Origin of the sequence: Paenibacillus sp. P46E (genome assembly GCF_001909095.1) — a bacterium.
Taxonomy (GTDB): Bacteria; Bacillota; Bacilli; order Paenibacillales; family Paenibacillaceae; genus Paenibacillus_AQ; species Paenibacillus_AQ helianthi.
This window is the reverse complement of the sequence record NZ_LVYZ01000001.1, coordinates 43,529-60,160: the sequence shown is the minus strand read 5'-3', so window position 1 is coordinate 60,160 and position 16,632 is coordinate 43,529. Positions and strand designations below refer to the sequence as shown.

The 16,632-nt window shown below is 53.6% G+C and carries 14 protein-coding genes; 3 read left to right on the top strand and 11 right to left on the bottom strand.

Going from position 1 to position 16,632, the window contains the following annotated elements; genetic code table 11:
* Nucleotides 1-75 precede the first annotated feature (75 nt).
* The 6 genes from A3849_RS00260 to A3849_RS00235 form a co-directional block, all read right to left on the bottom strand.
* Complete coding sequence (locus A3849_RS00260; RefSeq protein WP_143191695.1) at nt 76-1,626, bottom strand: flotillin lipid rafts scaffold protein FloT; 1,551 nt, start codon at nt 1,624-1,626, stop codon at nt 76-78.
* On the bottom strand, nt 1,626-2,162 hold the full coding sequence (locus A3849_RS00255; RefSeq protein ID WP_074109629.1) for an NfeD family membrane protein: 537 nt from the start codon (nt 2,160-2,162) through the stop codon (nt 1,626-1,628). The genes A3849_RS00260 and A3849_RS00255 overlap by 1 nt, the downstream gene beginning before the upstream one ends.
* A 184-nt stretch (nt 2,163-2,346) precedes the next feature.
* A complete protein-coding gene (locus tag A3849_RS00250) occupies nt 2,347-3,510 on the bottom strand; it encodes an iron-containing alcohol dehydrogenase (protein WP_074109628.1) in 1,164 nt (387 codons plus the stop codon).
* Nucleotides 3,511-3,689: 179 nt separating this feature from the next.
* On the bottom strand, nt 3,690-5,270 hold the full coding sequence (locus A3849_RS00245) for a UDP-glucose--hexose-1-phosphate uridylyltransferase (RefSeq protein WP_074109627.1): 1,581 nt from the start codon (nt 5,268-5,270) through the stop codon (nt 3,690-3,692).
* 26 nt (nt 5,271-5,296) lie between these two features.
* Nucleotides 5,297-6,283 (bottom strand): UDP-glucose 4-epimerase GalE, encoded by a 987-nt coding sequence (gene galE / locus A3849_RS00240; RefSeq protein WP_074084689.1) that lies wholly within the window; start codon nt 6,281-6,283, stop codon nt 5,297-5,299.
* 1 nt (nt 6,284) lies between these two features.
* The gene (locus A3849_RS00235) at nt 6,285-7,463 is read right to left on the bottom strand and encodes a galactokinase (RefSeq protein WP_074109626.1); all 1,179 of its coding nucleotides are present in this window, start codon (nt 7,461-7,463) and stop codon (nt 6,285-6,287) included.
* A 236-nt stretch (nt 7,464-7,699) separates the two neighbouring features.
* Here A3849_RS00235 and A3849_RS00230 point away from each other — a divergent pair, with 236 nt between their 5' ends.
* Nucleotides 7,700-8,560 carry an AraC family transcriptional regulator gene (locus A3849_RS00230; protein ID WP_074109625.1) on the top strand — a complete coding sequence of 287 codons (861 nt, stop codon included), beginning with the start codon at nt 7,700-7,702 and terminating at the stop codon, nt 8,558-8,560.
* Between the two features lie 874 nt (nt 8,561-9,434).
* Here A3849_RS00230 and mgrA read toward each other — a convergent pair.
* The 4 genes from mgrA to A3849_RS00210 all read right to left on the bottom strand — a co-directional run bounded on the left by mgrA (nt 9,435) and on the right by A3849_RS00210 (nt 12,981).
* The gene (gene mgrA / locus A3849_RS00225; protein ID WP_074109624.1) at nt 9,435-10,439 is read right to left on the bottom strand and encodes an L-glyceraldehyde 3-phosphate reductase; all 1,005 of its coding nucleotides are present in this window, start codon (nt 10,437-10,439) and stop codon (nt 9,435-9,437) included.
* Between the two features lie 229 nt (nt 10,440-10,668).
* Nucleotides 10,669-11,406, bottom strand: a complete 738-nt coding sequence (locus A3849_RS00220; RefSeq protein WP_074109623.1) for an NAD-dependent protein deacylase — start codon at nt 11,404-11,406, stop codon at nt 10,669-10,671.
* Between the two features lie 30 nt (nt 11,407-11,436).
* Entirely contained in the window at nt 11,437-12,207 is a 771-nt protein-coding gene (locus tag A3849_RS00215; protein ID WP_074109622.1) for an HAD family hydrolase, read from the bottom strand.
* A 33-nt stretch (nt 12,208-12,240) separates the two neighbouring features.
* Entirely contained in the window at nt 12,241-12,981 is a 741-nt protein-coding gene (locus A3849_RS00210) for an alpha/beta hydrolase (protein WP_074109621.1), read from the bottom strand.
* A gap of 203 nt (nt 12,982-13,184) precedes the next feature.
* Here A3849_RS00210 and A3849_RS00205 point away from each other — a divergent pair, with 203 nt between their 5' ends.
* Entirely contained in the window at nt 13,185-14,225 is a 1,041-nt protein-coding gene (locus tag A3849_RS00205; protein ID WP_074109620.1) for an acyltransferase family protein, read from the top strand.
* Between the two features lie 302 nt (nt 14,226-14,527).
* On the top strand, nt 14,528-16,213 hold the full coding sequence (ilvD, locus tag A3849_RS00200) for a dihydroxy-acid dehydratase (protein ID WP_074109619.1): 1,686 nt from the start codon (nt 14,528-14,530) through the stop codon (nt 16,211-16,213).
* Between the two features lie 15 nt (nt 16,214-16,228).
* On the opposite strand, the gene A3849_RS00195 is transcribed toward ilvD, so the two are convergent.
* Nucleotides 16,229-16,534 (bottom strand): hypothetical protein, encoded by a 306-nt coding sequence (locus A3849_RS00195; protein WP_143191694.1) that lies wholly within the window; start codon nt 16,532-16,534, stop codon nt 16,229-16,231.
* Nucleotides 16,535-16,632: the final 98 nt, after the last annotated feature.

Sequence of the window (16,632 nt, the reverse complement as noted above, 5' to 3'; positions counted from 1 at the left end):
TCTCATTAAGTCGAGTACTAAAAAATAAAGGGATGACAGGCTGAGCTGCCGGTCATCCCCAGATTCATGGTCCTGTTATTCTGCGGGCTTCTCAGCTAACGCAACAGGCGCGGGAGCCGTAAGAGCTGAAGGCTGGCTGACAGGTGAAGCCGCCGGCGCTTTGGTGCCTGCCTTTCCTGCCGTCAATCCCTTGATTAAGGCTTCCACATCGATCCCGGAGACACTTTTGAGCATTTCAGGAGCCGTAGCCATTAACTGGGTCACATAGTTGCTGACACGGGCAGCCCCCTCTCCGTTGCCGGTATCCACCACAGTCAGCTTATCAATGGAAGCCAGCGGCTCGGCGATGCGTCCAGCCAGCTCAGGCAGCATTTTCACGATAATATCGAGGACTGCGGCCTCGCCGAATTTCTGGAACGCTTCCGCCAACTTCTCTTTAGCTTCTGCTTCCGCAAGACCACGCAGCCGGATAACCTCGGATTCTGCTTTACCTTTAGCCAGTTCGGCATCTGCCACCGCCTGACCCTCCAGCCTTTTCTGCTCGGAAGTAGCTCTGGCCTGGGTTTCTATACTGTATTGCAGGGCATCCGCCTCACGCATTCTTTTGGCCTTGTCGGCTTCTGCCGCCTGCTCTACCGCATAGCGGTCAGCCTCGGCTTTCTTTTTCACTTCAGCATCATACTGTTTCTCACGCACTTGTATTTCTTTGGCCTGCAGATCAATCTCCCGTTCCTTACGCACCAGTTCGACCTTCATCTGCTCTTCAACCACCGTCTGCTTGGCACGCGCCTCCTGAATGTGGTAAGCCTGGTCGGCTTCCGCCTTCGCGGTATCCTGATCCCGCTTAAAAGCAGCAACCTTCAGCTGATTCTCCTTGGACGCTTCGGCTATATTCGTATCACGCAGCAGTTCGGCCTTCTGCCCCTGCTCTTCCGCATTAGCCTTCTGAATTCGCGCATCCCGCAGCGCTTCGGCTTCGGCAATTTCTGCATCGCGCTTCACGGCCGCTATCCGGGGCTTCCCGAGCGCTTCCAGATATCCGTGCTTGTCGCGCACATCCTTAATGGTGAAGGAAACGATCTGCAGCCCCATCTTCTTCAGATCACGCGCCGCTACCCCCTGAACCTCCTGGGCAAAGCGGTCCCGGTTGCGGTAAACCTCCTCCACAGTCATGGAGCCTAGAATCGCCCGCAGATGGCCCTCCAGCACTTCCTGTGCTTCGCTCTTCAGGGCTTCAATCGGCTTGCCCATGAACTGCTCAGCTGCCGTGGCCACATCCTCGGTGGAGCTGCCCACCTTGATAATCGCCACCCCGTCGGCAATCACAGGTACACCCTGCTCGGTGTACACCTCCGGCGTCGTCACATCCAGCTTGTGGGACAGCAGCGACATGAATTCAGCCTTCTGAAAAACCGGCAGAATAAACGCTCCGCCCCCGCGGACAATCTTAATCTTGCGGCCGGAGCCGTCATCGGAAATATGATTGTTACCCAGGAATGAACCGGTGACAATCATCCCTTCATCGGGGCCAACCGTTTTATACCGTGCCCAAAATGCAATGCCGAACACAAAGAGCACCGCAACAACCACGACAGGTATAAATAAGTATTCAGGCAAACCGTACATTACGCGTCCTCTCCTTTTCGCTTTTCGAATTCAGACACAACCGCAACACCTTCTTTGACTTCAACCACTACAACCTTAATTCCGGCAGGAAGCGGAAGGTGATCAAAGCTTGCCGCTGTATGCAGACTATTGCTTGCACCGAACTTCACCATAATCTCGCCATAGCCTTGTGCCGGAACAGGAACCGTTACTTCACCGATTCTGCCGGGCAGCTCGCTCATAGAAAACCCGCTGGACATCTCGCTCTTGTCCATAGGCTTTACCACCCCCAAATACATGACAACAGCCATGAACGCCGCAGACAGCAGGGACAGGGCCAGAATGGGGCCGTTCTCCAGACTGCTGTACCGGGTCAGCAGAATGCCTGCTCCCCCGAATACAGTGATACCTCCTGCCAGAACAGCAGGGCTGATGAAATGAAAGGACACCACATCAAAAATGCCATGAAGGGCACTGCCGATCAGATCTCCCACAATTACGCTGACCACGGCAAAGATGACGCCAAGCGCCAAACAGCCCAAATACAGCGTCTCCATATCGTTCTCCTCCCGTCTTTACTTCCGGACTGTCATACTAGGTTAAACGCACAAACCATGTCCTCGGTTTCACAATCTTGGTTAAATATCTCAGTATTGTAGGATGAAAAGAAAAAAACCGTCCCCCGAAAGGGACGGTTCATAGCTCATTTAAGGATTGACTGGCAGAAGGCTGCCGTTCCGCTTACAGTGCCATTGTATAAATTTCCACAACGTCTTCACGCTGCAGCTTGCGGAAATTCCCAAACGGTCCAAAGCGGACAGCTTTGTCGGCCATGTTGCCAATCTCGCTGTTATCGATATCATAGTCGCCCAGTGTCTTCGGCGCGCCAATGGAATCCCAGAAACGGCGCAGCGCTTCGATACCCTCAAGACCCACCTCTTCATCGGATCTGCCGGCAGCATCAATGCCAAATACATTAACAGCCAGCTGACGGAACCGGGCAGGGTTCGTGCTGAGATTATATTTCATCCAGTGCGGGAAGAGAATCGCCAATCCGCCGCCATGTGGAATATCGTATACAGCCGATACGGCATGCTCAATATTGTGGGTTGCCCAGTCTCCCGCAAATCCCATGCTTACCATTCCGTTCAGTGCCATCGTGCCGCAATACATAATTGTCTCGCGCAGTTCGTAGTTGTTCAAGTCTTCAACCAGCTTCGGCGCAGTGGCAATTACTGTGCGAAGCAGCGCCTCACAGAACCCGTCCTGCACCAGTGTATTACCGTCAGTATGGAAATAATGCTCCAGTACGTGGGACATGATATCCACCATCCCGTAAACGGTCTGGTCACGCGGCAGAGTGAAGGTATTCTCCGGATCAAGAATCGAGAAAGCCGGGAAGGCGTGAATACTGCCCCAACCCATTTTTTCTTGGGTGACTTCATTGGTGATCACGGAACCATTGTTCATTTCCGAGCCTGTAGCAGCCATAGTGAGCACGGTTCCCAGCGGAAGCGCCCCCTGCGGAGCGGCCTTGCGCTCTACAAAGTCCCACATATCCCCGTCATATTTCGCACCCACTGCAACCGCCTTGGCACAGTCCAGCACGCTTCCTCCGCCTACGGCGAGGATCAGATCAATAGCATTCTCACGGCACAAGGCTACACCCTTATGTACAGTGGACAGACGCGGATTCGGTTCTACACCGGACAATTCCGTAACTACTGCACCAATGGCCTTCAGCTCGTTGAGTACATTCTCGTACAGACCGCTGCGCTTAATGCTGCCGCCGCCATACATTAGCAGTACATTCTTACCGTATTTGGGCACTTCCGTCTGAAGTGCACTTATAGTACCTTGTCCAAAAATCAACTTGGTAGGATTATAAAATTCAAACTTGCGCATAAGGATGAACCTCCGTTTAGTTCAGGAATGTGATGCAATATTCTATTATAGACCTCTGATCGGCAGCATTCAAATCAGCTCCTGGCGAACAGCCGCTCTGCGCAAATAAATGCCCCCTTGCCAAGCGGCAGGGGACACTCAAAGGGTAGAGCTATTGGATTAACAGGAGCCGTGCAGGATCACCGGAAGCCAAGGCTGTTGGCAAAGCGGTGGAACGCCGCCTGACCTTCCGCGGTACGTTTGTACACACCGGCATGCTCAAGAATATGGGTAAACTTGATGCCGACCTCATTTTGCACCATCTTGACTGCTTCTTCACGGTCCATGGCCGTGCCAAATCGGACGGCCAGTTCCTCAATCCATGAAGCATGCTGTGCCAGCGCATGATCTGCCTGGGACCGCACAGCTTCCAGCAGAGCCGTATCCCCCGCCAGGATACCGGCAATGGCATCGAGTTCTTCCTTCAGGCGGCCTGGAAGAATCGCGAGACCCATAACTTCGATCAGCCCGATATTTTCTTTTTTGATATGGTGCATTTCCCGGTGCGGGTGAAAAATCCCTTCAGGATATGCCTCACTGGTCCGGTTGTTGCGCAGCACCAGATCCATTTCAAAACCGCCGTCCTCTGCCCGGCGCACGATAGGTGTAACGGTATTATGCCGCGTCTGCTCCCCGTCCACCTCGCTTGAGGCCAGTATTTCAGCTGCAGGATCACTATAGGTTTGCCAGGCCTCATAGATCGAATTCCCGCATTCCAGCAGCACTGCCGGATCTGCACCCTGCAATCGCAGTACCGACATCGGCCATTTCACAATGCTGAGGCTTACACCCGGATAAGCATCATGAGTAAAGGTAGCCTCCTTCGGCGCCTTCTGGATCGGAAAGGTGTGGCGGCCGCCCTGGAAATGATCATGGGTCAGAATCGATCCGCCGACAATCGGCAGATCCGCATTGGAACCGATGAAGTAATGCGGGAAGGTTTCCACGAAGCTCAGTAGACGCTTAAGCGTATCCTTAGTCAGCTTCATCGGCACATGGTCGTGATGGAACACGATGCAGTGCTCGTTGTAGTAGACGTAAGGCGAATACTGGAGGAACCATTTCTCATTATTCAGCTTCAGCGGAATCACACGCAGATTCTGCCGGGGCGGATGATTGAGCCTTCCGGCGTAACCGACATTCTCGCGGCATAGCAGGCATTTTGGATAGACCGGAGGAGGAAGCAGCCGGGCCATGGCAATTTCCTTCGGGTTTTTCTCCGGCTTGGACAGATTAATCGTCATTTCGATGTCACCGTACGGAGATTCCTGCAGCCAGAACACATTTTTGGAGATCCGGTCCATGCGGATATAATTGGAATCTATGCTTAACTTGTAAAAACGGTCCGTCGCCGCCTGAATGCCCTTTTCAGCTGTGAGGCTGTAGAATTCGGCATTTACCTCGGAAGGACGGGCCATGAGGAGGCCCATGATCTTGGCATCCAACAGGTCGCGGTACGTATCCGAATTTTCAGGAATCAGGCCTACTTCAAAGCCATAGTCAATCAGAACATCCAGCGGGGCTTGCGGACTCTCCAGCGGAGCTTCTGCGAATTCGGCAGCATACGGCTCGCTGAAGCCAAACTGATCCAGCAGTTCATTGCGGCTGTAGTCCACATCTGCGGGCTGAATCAGCTGCTTGTGGATGGCAAACCCTACCAGCTGCTCGATCGCATATAGCGCTTTTTCCACAGATGGAGCGGAATTATTATCGTTATTCATTTCAATTCTCCTTCATGTGCTGTAGCTTATTCCCCGTACCCTTGCGGATTGGCCGAATGCCAGTTCCAGGCGCTTTGAATGATCCCCTCGACATCGGCATGCTGCGGGTTCCAGCCAAGCACAGAGCGGGCTTTGTCGGAGGAAGCTACCAGTACAGCCGGATCTCCGGCGCGGCGTTCCTGAATTACCACCGGAATATCAAGGCCGGTTACCTTTTTCGCAGTTTCAATGACCTGCTTGACGGAGAAGCCCAGCCCGTTGCCCAGGTTGAAAATATTGCTGGCGCTGCCGCTGCGCAGATAGTTGACGGCCCGTACATGGGCATCGGCCAGATCGCTGACATGGATATAGTCGCGCACACAGGTTCCGTCCTCAGTCGGGTAATCGTCACCGAATACCGCAATGCTCTCGCGCTGCTTCAGTGCGGTTTGCAGCACCAGCGGAATGAGGTGGCTCTCCGGACGGTGGTCTTCGCCGATCTTGCCGCTGGCATGTGCACCTGCAGCGTTGAAGTAGCGCAGCGCCACATATTTGATGCCCAGCACCTTGTCAAACCAGGACATCATCCGTTCCATGGTCAGCTTGGTTTCGCCGTATACATTGGCCGGCTCGGTGCGGTCGGTTTCCTCAATCGGCACTTTTTCCGGTTCGCCATAGGTTGCTGCAGTCGAAGAGAAGACGATTTTGTCCACACCGGCATGCTGCATCGCTTCCAGAAGGCACTGTGTACCGTAAACGTTGTTGTCGTAGTATTTAACCGGGTCCTTCATGCTCTCGCCAACCAGCGAGCTTGCAGCAAAGTGGATGACAGCATCGATCTTATTTTCCGAAAAGAGCTTGGAGAGTGTTACCTTGTCACGCAGGTCGCCCTCATACAGCTTGCCGCCCAGAAGCGCCTCACGGTGTCCTGTCAGCAGATTATCGATCACCACTACCTCTTCGCCACGGTCCAGCAGCTCTGCTACTGTATGGGAACCGATATACCCTGCTCCGCCTGTTACCAGAATCGCCATCTTACTTCACTCCTTTCAGTTCTTCTACGCCATTGCCGATTCCGCATACATAGAACTCGCCGGTCAAGCCGGTTCTGTTCTTGTAGGCTTCTCCTACTTCACGGATAAACCGTTCTACATCATCTTCATGCACCAGCGATACAGTACAGCCGCCAAAGCCTGCACCGGTCATGCGTGAGCCGAGCGTACCCGGAATCTTCTGTGCTTCTTCCACCATGACATCCAGCTCTTCGCAGCTGACTTCATAGAGGTCGCGGAGCGAGACATGGGAGTCATTCATATATAAACCGAACTGCTTCAGGTCGTTGTTCTTCAGCACTTCCACGGAATCGAGCACACGCTGATTCTCTTCCACTACATGGCGGGCGCGGCGTCTTACGGTTTCATCGGTGATTTTGTCCTTATGAATTTCGAATTGTTCAGGTTTCATCTCTGCCAGGTAAGACAGGGAAGGAACCTCCTGCTTCAAAATTGCCAAGGCCTCATCACACTGGCTGCGACGCTCATTGTATTTGGAGTCCACCAGGCCTCTCTTCTTGTTCGTGTTGCCAATCACCAGCTTGTAGGCGCCGGTTACAAAAGGAATCAGGCTGTATTCCAAGGTATCGCACATGAGCAGAATCGCCTGGTCACGCTTGCCGTTGGCAACGGCGAACTGATCCATAATTCCTGAATTCACACCTACGTACTGATTCTCCGCGCGTTGGGACAACAAAGCGATTTCTACAGTATCCGTATCTCCGCCAAGCAGCGTCAGGAAGGCAAACCCGGTGACCACTTCGATGGAAGCCGAAGAGGACAGGCCTGAGCCGTTCGGAATTTCGCCGTGGAACAGAAGGTCGTAGCCTGCGGATACCGGAAGATCTTTTTTGGCCAGCTCCACCATCACACCGACCGGGTAGTCTACCCATTGGCCAGTTTTAGCTTTGCCGATTTCACTGTAGTCAATCGAGGCCTCATATGGGAAATTCGTCGATGCGAACTGAACCTTGCCATCCTTGCGCGGACGCACAATCAGTGTGGTTCCGAAGTCCAGTGCTGCGGGAAACACGTAACCTCCATTGTAGTCCAAATGCTCACCGATGAGGTTTACACGCCCCGGAGCATAGAATACACGCGCCTCCTCTGTGCTCTCTCCATACTTCTCGATAAATTTGACTTTCAGATCCTGTATGCTCATTAATGCCACTCCATCCTTTCGCTGCTTCTTGTTTTAACTTTTGGAAATCGTATTGCTTCGTTTATGCTTACATTATAATAAAATCAGACTTGCCCTGATAATGCAATCATGTGTGTAATGTATGGACAAATGTGACTTCCCGTAAAAGAAGCGATATAATCAAAAGTATGATTATGCTTCTTATTCACCCGCCCTTAGGGCTATGATAGCGCTAACGGGGGAAAGGCGGTTCCAGTGTGGAACATACTTATTCCGTAGGATCAAATCCGGTGGTTTACGACAATCAGCACTTACATGTGCTTTTTGCCGGCGAGAGCCAGACGCTCCCGCTGCATCAGGCCGGCCCCAAAATCTATGATTACTTCCTGCTGCATTTCATCGAATCCGGCTTCGGAACCTTCCGGACGGAAGAGCGGAAATACGAGCTGGGACCGGGAGACTGCTTCCTGATTCATCCCGGACAGCTGGTCAGCTATCTCTCTGACGAAGATCAGCCCTGGCGTTACCGCTGGGCTGCATTCACCGGCACGGACGCAGACGCGCTCGTGCTGCAGGCCGGCTTCACTCCGCAGAAGCCGGTCCTGTCCACCGTCGAAGGCAGTACCTTTCCCGGCGCACTGGCCGGGATGATGCGCGCCTTCTATGCGGGCAAAGAGAGCGCCCATCTGACCTCGCTGGGCTATCTATACCTGATTGTCGGCGAAGCAGCCGGGCTGCATCTCTCCTCCTCCCGGCTTCCCGGCGCGGAATCCCAGGTGAAGCGCACCGTGAAGCAAATGATCCACTACATGGCCGCCCAGTACGCCCATCCCGTCTCCATAGAGCAGATGTGCGCCAGCCTTGGCTACAACCGCGCCTATCTCTCACGCATCTTCAAGCAGGAAACGGGCCTCTCGCCCGTTACTTATCTGCTCAAGCTGCGCATCGAGAAATCACGACAGCTCCTGCGCGAGCGCCCGGAGCTGTCCGTCGAGCAGGTTGCCGCCTCGGTCGGACTGACGGACGCTCTGTACTTCTCCCGCCAGTTCAAACGCCTCTGTGCCCAGTCGCCCACCTCTTACCGTATTACAACGGCAAGGCATGGAGAGAAGAAATAGGCTGTTAATATTCTGAACTTAGAACAACTATATGTCCTTTGGGTAAGGCCGGAGCTTGCAGACAAGAGCCTGCGAGATGGTAGGCCGCCGAATGGCGCACTGTTGGCCGCTGGGTGGCGCACTGTTAGGCCGCCGGGCCGCCGGATGGCGCACGTTAGGCCGCTGGGTGGCGCACGTTAGGCCGCTGGGTGGCGCACTGTTAGGCCGCTGGGTGGCACACTGTTAGGCCGCCGGGTGGGATGATGTAGGCTGCTGGATGGAACGCGGTAGGCACTGGATAGCGCACAGTAGCCCCCCGGATGGCGCGTAGTAGGCAATGATTGCGCACCAGTAATCCCCCCGATGGCGCGTAGTAGGCAATGATTGCGCACAGTAATCCCCCTGATGGCGCAACAGCAGGTACTGGATGCGCACAGTAATTCCCCAGATGGCGCGCAGCAGAAGTTTGAATCGATCCGGTGCTGGATTTCAGCACTCATCGGCTGCATCCTGCACCCGATGAGTGCTATGTTGGAATTTGTATCACTAATCTGCAGAATTCTAGCTCATACAGACGCTTAGTGGATTTTGTACACCTATTTTGAGCCAAATGAAGATGATTATCCGATATGGAGCAGATTAGGTCTACTTATTCCTACTAATGGCGCTTAAATCGCCAAATGTCTAGAATCAGGTCTACTTTTTCCACTTCACTCACGGATCATCAGCTGTTCTCCGAATGGGTAACCATCCCTTAGAATTGAATACGAGATGCTGTTATTCGAATCGGCAAGCCGCAGCAAGTGCCACTCATCCGCTTGCAGCAAAAGCCCGTTTCCAATCAGGAAGCGGGCTTTTGCTATGTGAGTGCAGATGATTATAAAAGCGGCTGTTCTCAGGACTCGCTGTCCGTCTTCAGGATCGTCTCGATCCGGTCCAGCTCCTCTTGTGAGAACTCGCCATGCGATAATGCGGCAATGTTCTCCTCGATCTGGCTGACCCGGCTTGCGCCGATCAGCGCGGAAGTGACTCTCCCGCCGCGCAGGGTCCAGAGCAGTGCGAACTGCGCCAGGGACAGGCCGCGCGAGACGGCAAGCTGATTGAGCGCGTGGATCTTGCGAAGCACTTCGGGTGTAATCCGGCTTTCGTTCAGAAATACGGACGGACCTGCTGCCCGGGAATCATCTGGAATGCCGTTCAGATATTTATTAGTCAAAAGGCCCTGTGCGAGCGGGGTGAAGGCGATGCTGCCGACACCGTGCTCCTCCAGCACGTCCTGCAGGCCGCCTTCGATCCAGCGGTCAAGCATAGAATAACGGGGCTGATGGATCAGCAGCGGTGTGCCGAGTTTTTTGAGAATACGGACGGCCTCCACGGTCTGCTCCGCTGTGTAGTTAGACAACCCCACATACAGCGCTTTGCCGGAACGGACAGCAGTATCCAGCGCACCCATCGTCTCTTCCATCGGCGTCTCCGGGTCAGGACGGTGCGAATAAAAAATATCCACATAATCCAGCCCCAGCCGCTTCAGGCTCTGATCGAGGCTCGCCAGCATATATTTGCGTGAACCCCAGTCCCCATAGGGACCCGGCCACATATAATACCCCGCTTTGGTTGAAATAATCAACTCATCGCGGTATGGCGCCAGATCGCGAGCGAGCACCCTGCCAAACATCTCCTCTGCGGACCCCGCAGGCGGGCCGTAGTTATTGGCCAGATCAAAGTGGGTAATTCCAAGATCGAACGACCGGGTGATCATGTCCCGGCCATTCTCATAGGCATTGATCCCGCCGAAGTTATGCCAGAGTCCCAGTGAAATTGCCGGAAGCTTGAGGCCGGTTTTGCCTGTACGGTTATAACGCATCACTTCATACCGTTCTTCGCTAGCCACATATACCATTATCCATCCCTGCCTCTCGTTTCGCTGATGTCGTGCTATACAAGATGAACTTGAGAATGGATAACGATCATTGCGGAATTGCCTTAAATAATAAGGCATTCCGCCGCAATGATAGGCCCAACATTCTCAAGTTCACGTTCTTTCCCTTATTTTAAACCTCCCGGGATCAATGTAATCTCCCAGGATCATGCAGCATGGATTACAGCGACCGTATTGCATTTGCTGAGAGCTACAGCAACTTCTGTAATCTGCCCATCACTTCGCCGATGCGATCGGTCAAGATCAGGTCTGCCTTATGATCATACGGGGTCGGCTCTCCGTTCAGCAGCACTGTGTGCCGGCCACGGAAATAAGTAATCAGGCTGGCAGCCGGCTGCACAGTAAGCGAAGTACCTCCGATGATAATCAGATCTGCAGCCGCGATGGCCGCGACAGATTCCATAAGGACATCATGATCCAGCTCCTCTTCATAGAGCACCACATCCGGCTTGATGATCCCGCCGCAGGCCGGGCAGCGCGGAACGGTGTCCGTTATTGCAAGCACCTGGTCCAGCCCATACGGAAGCGAGCAATCCATACAATGGTTGCGGTGAATGGAACCATGCAGCTCCAGCACGCGCCGGCTTCCGGCAAGCTGATGTAGACCGTCGATGTTTTGCGTGATGACAGCTTTAAGCTTCCCACCGCGCTCCAGTTCCGCCAGCAGCAGATGCGCACCGTTCGGCTTCGCTTCCGGATGAATCATTTTACTGCGGTAGAAGTCAAAAAAAATGTCCGGAGAGGACATAAAAAAGCTGCGGCTCAGCATCACCTCCGGCGGATAAGGCGAATTGTGCTGCTCCCTATACAGACCTGCCGCCGAGCGGAAGTCTGGAATCCCGCTTTCTGTGGATGTTCCGGCGCCCCCAAAAAAAACGATGTTACCGCTGTCCTTGATCCAGGAAACCAGTGTCTGCAATGAATCCATAAGTCTGCACGCATCCTTTCTATATAAAGCTCAGATTGTGAGGCGAAGCTGATGAAACCCGGAGATAACGGTATCTGCATCCAGTAAATGAGCGGTGCTCCCAGCTGGGGATATGCCAACGGACAGCCTCAGGCCTGCCCCTTTGCCGAGCTGCATGTCGGCATTGCTGTCACCGATAATTACCGTTTCCGCAGGCTTGAGGCCCAGCTCCCGGCAGGCGGTCTCCGCCATTTCAGGCGCAGGCTTACCGTGGGTCACACGGTCTCTCGTAACCACAGTGTCAAAATAACCCGTGATCCCCATCCATTCCAGCTGCTCTCCGGTGGTGGAAGAACCGTCGGAGGTGACTACGCCAAGCTTCAATGAAGCTGCCGCACATTGCTGCAGGAAAGGCAGCAGATCCGGCAGCGGCTGTGCCGACTTGCGGCGGCGCATCTCGTTCATCGCTTCCTTGCCGATGGCCGTTACACGGGCCAGGGCTTCATTCCAGGGCACTCCAGCTGAATACAGCTGCCACGCCAGAATGCCGCCCGTCTCCTCTGCGGTCGCCATTGACAACGGTCCGGCAGGATCATATCCGATCACTTTCCCCGCGGCGTCATGGACCGTGCCCAGCACCTTGGCGATGCCTGAGCCCAGGCGGTTTTCTTTTCCAATAAGTGCGAGTTGATTCTCCAGTCCTTCCAGCATCAGGTCTGCCCAGGTTCCCCAGGTAGCGAGTAGATCAAGCAGGGTACCATCCTTATCGAACAATATACCCTTGCAGGGTACAGCTAACTCATTTACATGCAGTATAGCCATTCTTCGGCTCCTTTCCTGTGGACAGGATATGGGTTAACGCAGATTGCCGAGCCAATCCAGCACTGACCGTGCGGTAAGCGTCTGCTGCTCATCCTCTGAGATGGTGGCTTCCCCGTCACCCTTCTGTTTGCCGTAGCTTCCGAATTGGGCATGATTTCCGCCTTTGACCGAATAATATACGGTATTGCTTGGCAGATAGGAACGTCCTTTATTGTAGCTAGCCTGATCGACCACTTGATCCTCGGTGCCCAGAACCGACAAAACGGATAACGTTGTATCTTTCAGACTGCCTTTCTCATCGGGATAGGAGGCCAGAAAATACACGCCCTTCAACTGGTCTGCATGCTCTGCCGCAAAACGTGAAGCCATAACCCCGCCCAGCGAATGCCCGCCCAGCACAAAGGACAGCTTCGGATGCACTCGGATGATCTCTTCGGCGGCATCGCTCTTGATCACTGCAAGATTCAGCGGCATTTTGGCGATGTAGAAGGGATGCCCTGCGGCGGCGATTTTTTGGGCCAGGGGAGCATAAGCCTCCGCTTTAACCAGCGCACCCGGATAGAAAATCACAGCCGTTCCAAGCGTGACGGAAGGCTCAAACGAAATCCAGTTATCATTTTGCTCCACGTTGACACCACCTGCGGAGATCAGTGCATTCTCAGCCCTTATGTCCGGTGTGTAAGGTGTCAGATATCTCCATACCCATATACCCGCCGCAACCAGAATGATAAGAATCCCTAATAGAACGCGGCGCTTGGTTATTTTTTTTCTCAATGGTGTTCACTCCCGATTACTGCATACAGAAAATTATAGTGGAATCAAGGAAATCAAACAACCTTCAAGACATCGCCACAATTATCCGCTATGATAACGCTTACTATAGATAGTATTGTGATGTATTTCACAATTGTTTTTACAAAAATCTTGTATTTTAAAATTAAAGTAATTTGCTAAACGCAACCATTGGAGGTTAGTTCATGGCAGGGGAAAGCTCGCTTGCAGCACGCGGAGAAACCTTTTTTCTCAACTTGCGCTTCATGCTTATTGTTACCGTATTTGCCGGCAATGCGATTGAGCCTCTGATTGGTACCCTTAGCGGAATGCACAGCCTGTATTTGTGGATTTTCAGCTTCCATATGCCGCTGTTCGTACTTGTAACAGGCTACTTTGCCGGAAAAAGCCTCACTGGAGCCGCTGGCCGCAAGGTTCTGCTTCAAATTGGACTACAATACCTCATTTTTCAGACTTTGTATTCAGCGCTGGATGTTTCCGTCTTCCGCGTATCCAATATTCACCACTCCTTCTTCGCTCCTTATCTGCTGCTCTGGTTTCTTGCTAGTCATGCCTGCTGGCGTCTCCTGATGCTCGGCATTGGCAGATGGAGCAAAGCCGCACAAATCATTTTCGCCGTTTCGGCTGGTGTCGCGGTCGGCTATTTGCAGCTTGACGGTGTCTGGTTCAGCATCAGCCGTACCTTTGTCTATCTGCCGTTTTTCGTCATTGGCTATCATTTCTCCTTCGAGGCGCTGGCCCGGATCTATACCAAAGCTGTCAAAATCGCTGCCGCTGCCGCATCTGTACTGCTGCTCCTGATTCTGGGCATGCTCGGTTCACAACTCCCGCTGGGCTGGCTGTACGGCAGCATGACCTATATGCAGCTTGATGCTCCTGAATGGTATGCGGGAGTGTACCGGCTGGGAATGTACGGACTGCAGCTTGCCGCTTCCCTCGCTTTTCTGGGATGGGTGCCTTACCGGCTGAGCCGGATGACGGACTGGGGCCGCCGCACCCTCTATGTCTTCCTGCTGCACGGTTTTGTGGTCCGGCTTGCTGCTGTGTCAGGGATTTACACGTATCTTGGCAATGCCGCCGGAGCTTCGGCCCTGCTGCTCTGTGCTGTCTCCTTCACGGTTCTTCTGGCCCAGCCAGCAGTCAGACGCGTGCTTCATCCCCTGGTCGAGCCTTCTGTAGACTGGATGATCACCCTGCAGCGTGCAGCCCTGCGCCGGTCACTGTAACATAATTCCAAATAAGCCTTTCCCCTCCGGGATGGGCTTTTTTTCACGTCCTGCAAGAGAGTCTCCTCTCGACAAACTTCACATTGTCCGGTAGAAAAATGAGGCCTTTTGTGATAGACTCTCTAATAACGTTCGTATTATATCCGCTGATATTTTATAGAAACGGCTTCGCCCTCCTTCTGTTTCCGCAAGAAGCTGGACCCCGTTCCTTCTATAAACCGCAGATACGCAGCTTTTGGGATTGTAATGCGTTAATGCGACACTATATCCGGTTTACATTTAATTAGGAGGGGAATATCATCATGGCAGACAAGAAAATGCGTTCAGACATGATCAAAAAGGGCTTTGACCGCGCTCCGCACCGTAGTCTTCTGCGGGCAGCAGGCGTAAAAGAGGAGGATTTCGGCAAGCCGTTTATCGCGGTCTGCAACTCCTATATCGATATCGTTCCCGGCCACGTGCATTTGCAGGAATTCGGCAAAATCGTCAAGGAAGCCATCCGTGAAGCCGGCGGTGTTCCTTTTGAATTTAATACAATCGGCGTCGATGACGGTATCGCGATGGGACATATCGGGATGCGTTATTCCCTGCCAAGCCGCGAGATCATCGCCGATTCCCTGGAAACTGTTGTTTCCGCACACTGGTTCGACGGCATGGTCTGCATTCCCAACTGTGATAAAATCACCCCGGGCATGATGATGGGCGCGCTGCGTGTGAATATCCCGACCATCTTTGTCAGTGGCGGTCCAATGAAGGCCGGCGTAGACAGCAAGGGTAAAAAGCTCTCCCTCACTTCCGTATTTGAAGGCGTCGGCGCTCACCAGGTCGGCAAAATCAACGATGCTGAGCTGCTTGAACTTGAACAATACGGCTGTCCGACCTGCGGCTCCTGTTCCGGGATGTTCACAGCGAACTCCATGAACTGTCTGGCTGAAGCGATGGGCCTCGCCCTTCCGGGTAACGGCACAATCCTCGCCGTAGCAGAAGAACGCAGAGCCTTCGTACGCAAATCAGCGACCCAACTGATGGAGCTGATCAAGCTGGATCTGAAACCGCGGGATATCGTAACCAAGGAATCTCTCGACAATGCCTTTGCACTGGATATGGCGATGGGCGGTTCCACCAATACTGTGCTTCACACGCTGGCACTCGCTCAGGAAGCTGAAATTGATTATCCGCTGGAACGTATCAATGAGGTTGCCAACCGCGTCCCTTACCTGGCCAAGCTGGCTCCGGCATCTGATATCTTCATCGAGGATGTGGACCGGGCAGGCGGCGTAAGCGCCGTGCTGAACGAGCTGCTCAAGAAACCGGGGGCAATCTTCGGAGATTGCATGACGGTTACCGGCAAAACACTGGCTGAAAATGTCACAGGGCATGAGATCCAGGATACGAGTGTCATTCATACGCTGGACAATCCTTATTCCGTAGTAGGCGGTCTGTCTGTCCTCTACGGCAATCTTGCTCCTGAAGGTTCGATCATCAAAGTCGGTGCTGTAGATGCTTCTGTTGGCGGCTACCATAAAGGTCCCGCTATCTGCTTCGATTCTCAGGAAGAGGCGCTCGAAGGTATCGCCAACGGTAAGGTCAAGGAAGGGCACGTGGTTGTTATCCGTTATGAAGGTCCTAAGGGCGGACCAGGCATGCCGGAAATGCTCGCTCCAACCTCACAGATCGTCGGTATGGGTCTTGGCGCTAAGGTAGGCCTGATCACCGATGGCCGCTTCTCAGGTGCTTCGCGCGGAATCAGCATCGGGCATATCTCGCCAGAAGCCGCTGAAGGCGGACCGATTGCCTTTGTTGAAGACGGCGACATCATCGAGCTGGACCTCAACAACCGCAAGATCGAGCTGCTGGTTGATGAAGAAGTGCTGGCTGTCCGCCGCACCGGCTGGAAAGGCTTTGAGCCGAAGGTGAAAACCGGATATCTGGCCCGCTACTCCAAGCTGGTTACCAATGCCAGCAAGGGCGGCGTACTGAAGATCTAATTGGCTGGGCAATCTTCACAGGCCGCTAATATTTCCGTGCGGAAGAACCAAGACTTGGGAGTTCAAGGGCTTCGAAGTTCTCCGGGCTGAGACACTGTCCAGGAGAATCGACGGTAGCGCTGCTTCCCCTGAAAGCTCCACAACAACGGCATTTCTGCCGTTGTTGTGGAGCTTTCTTGTTGTGGCGGGCCAAACAACGGCATTTCTGCCGTTGTTACGGCGCTTTCCCGCTGCGGCGGGCCAAACAACGGCATTTCTGCCGTTGTTACGGCGCTTTCCCGCTGCGGCGCTGCCGAACAGATTACTTATGCTGTCATCCATGCTTCTTCCAACAGCAGACAGCAAGCCGGCTATCCGTTGCGGCTGATGACCCCTCTCCTAAGCAAGCTATGGCTAATTCCATTCAGTATCGTGCCCAA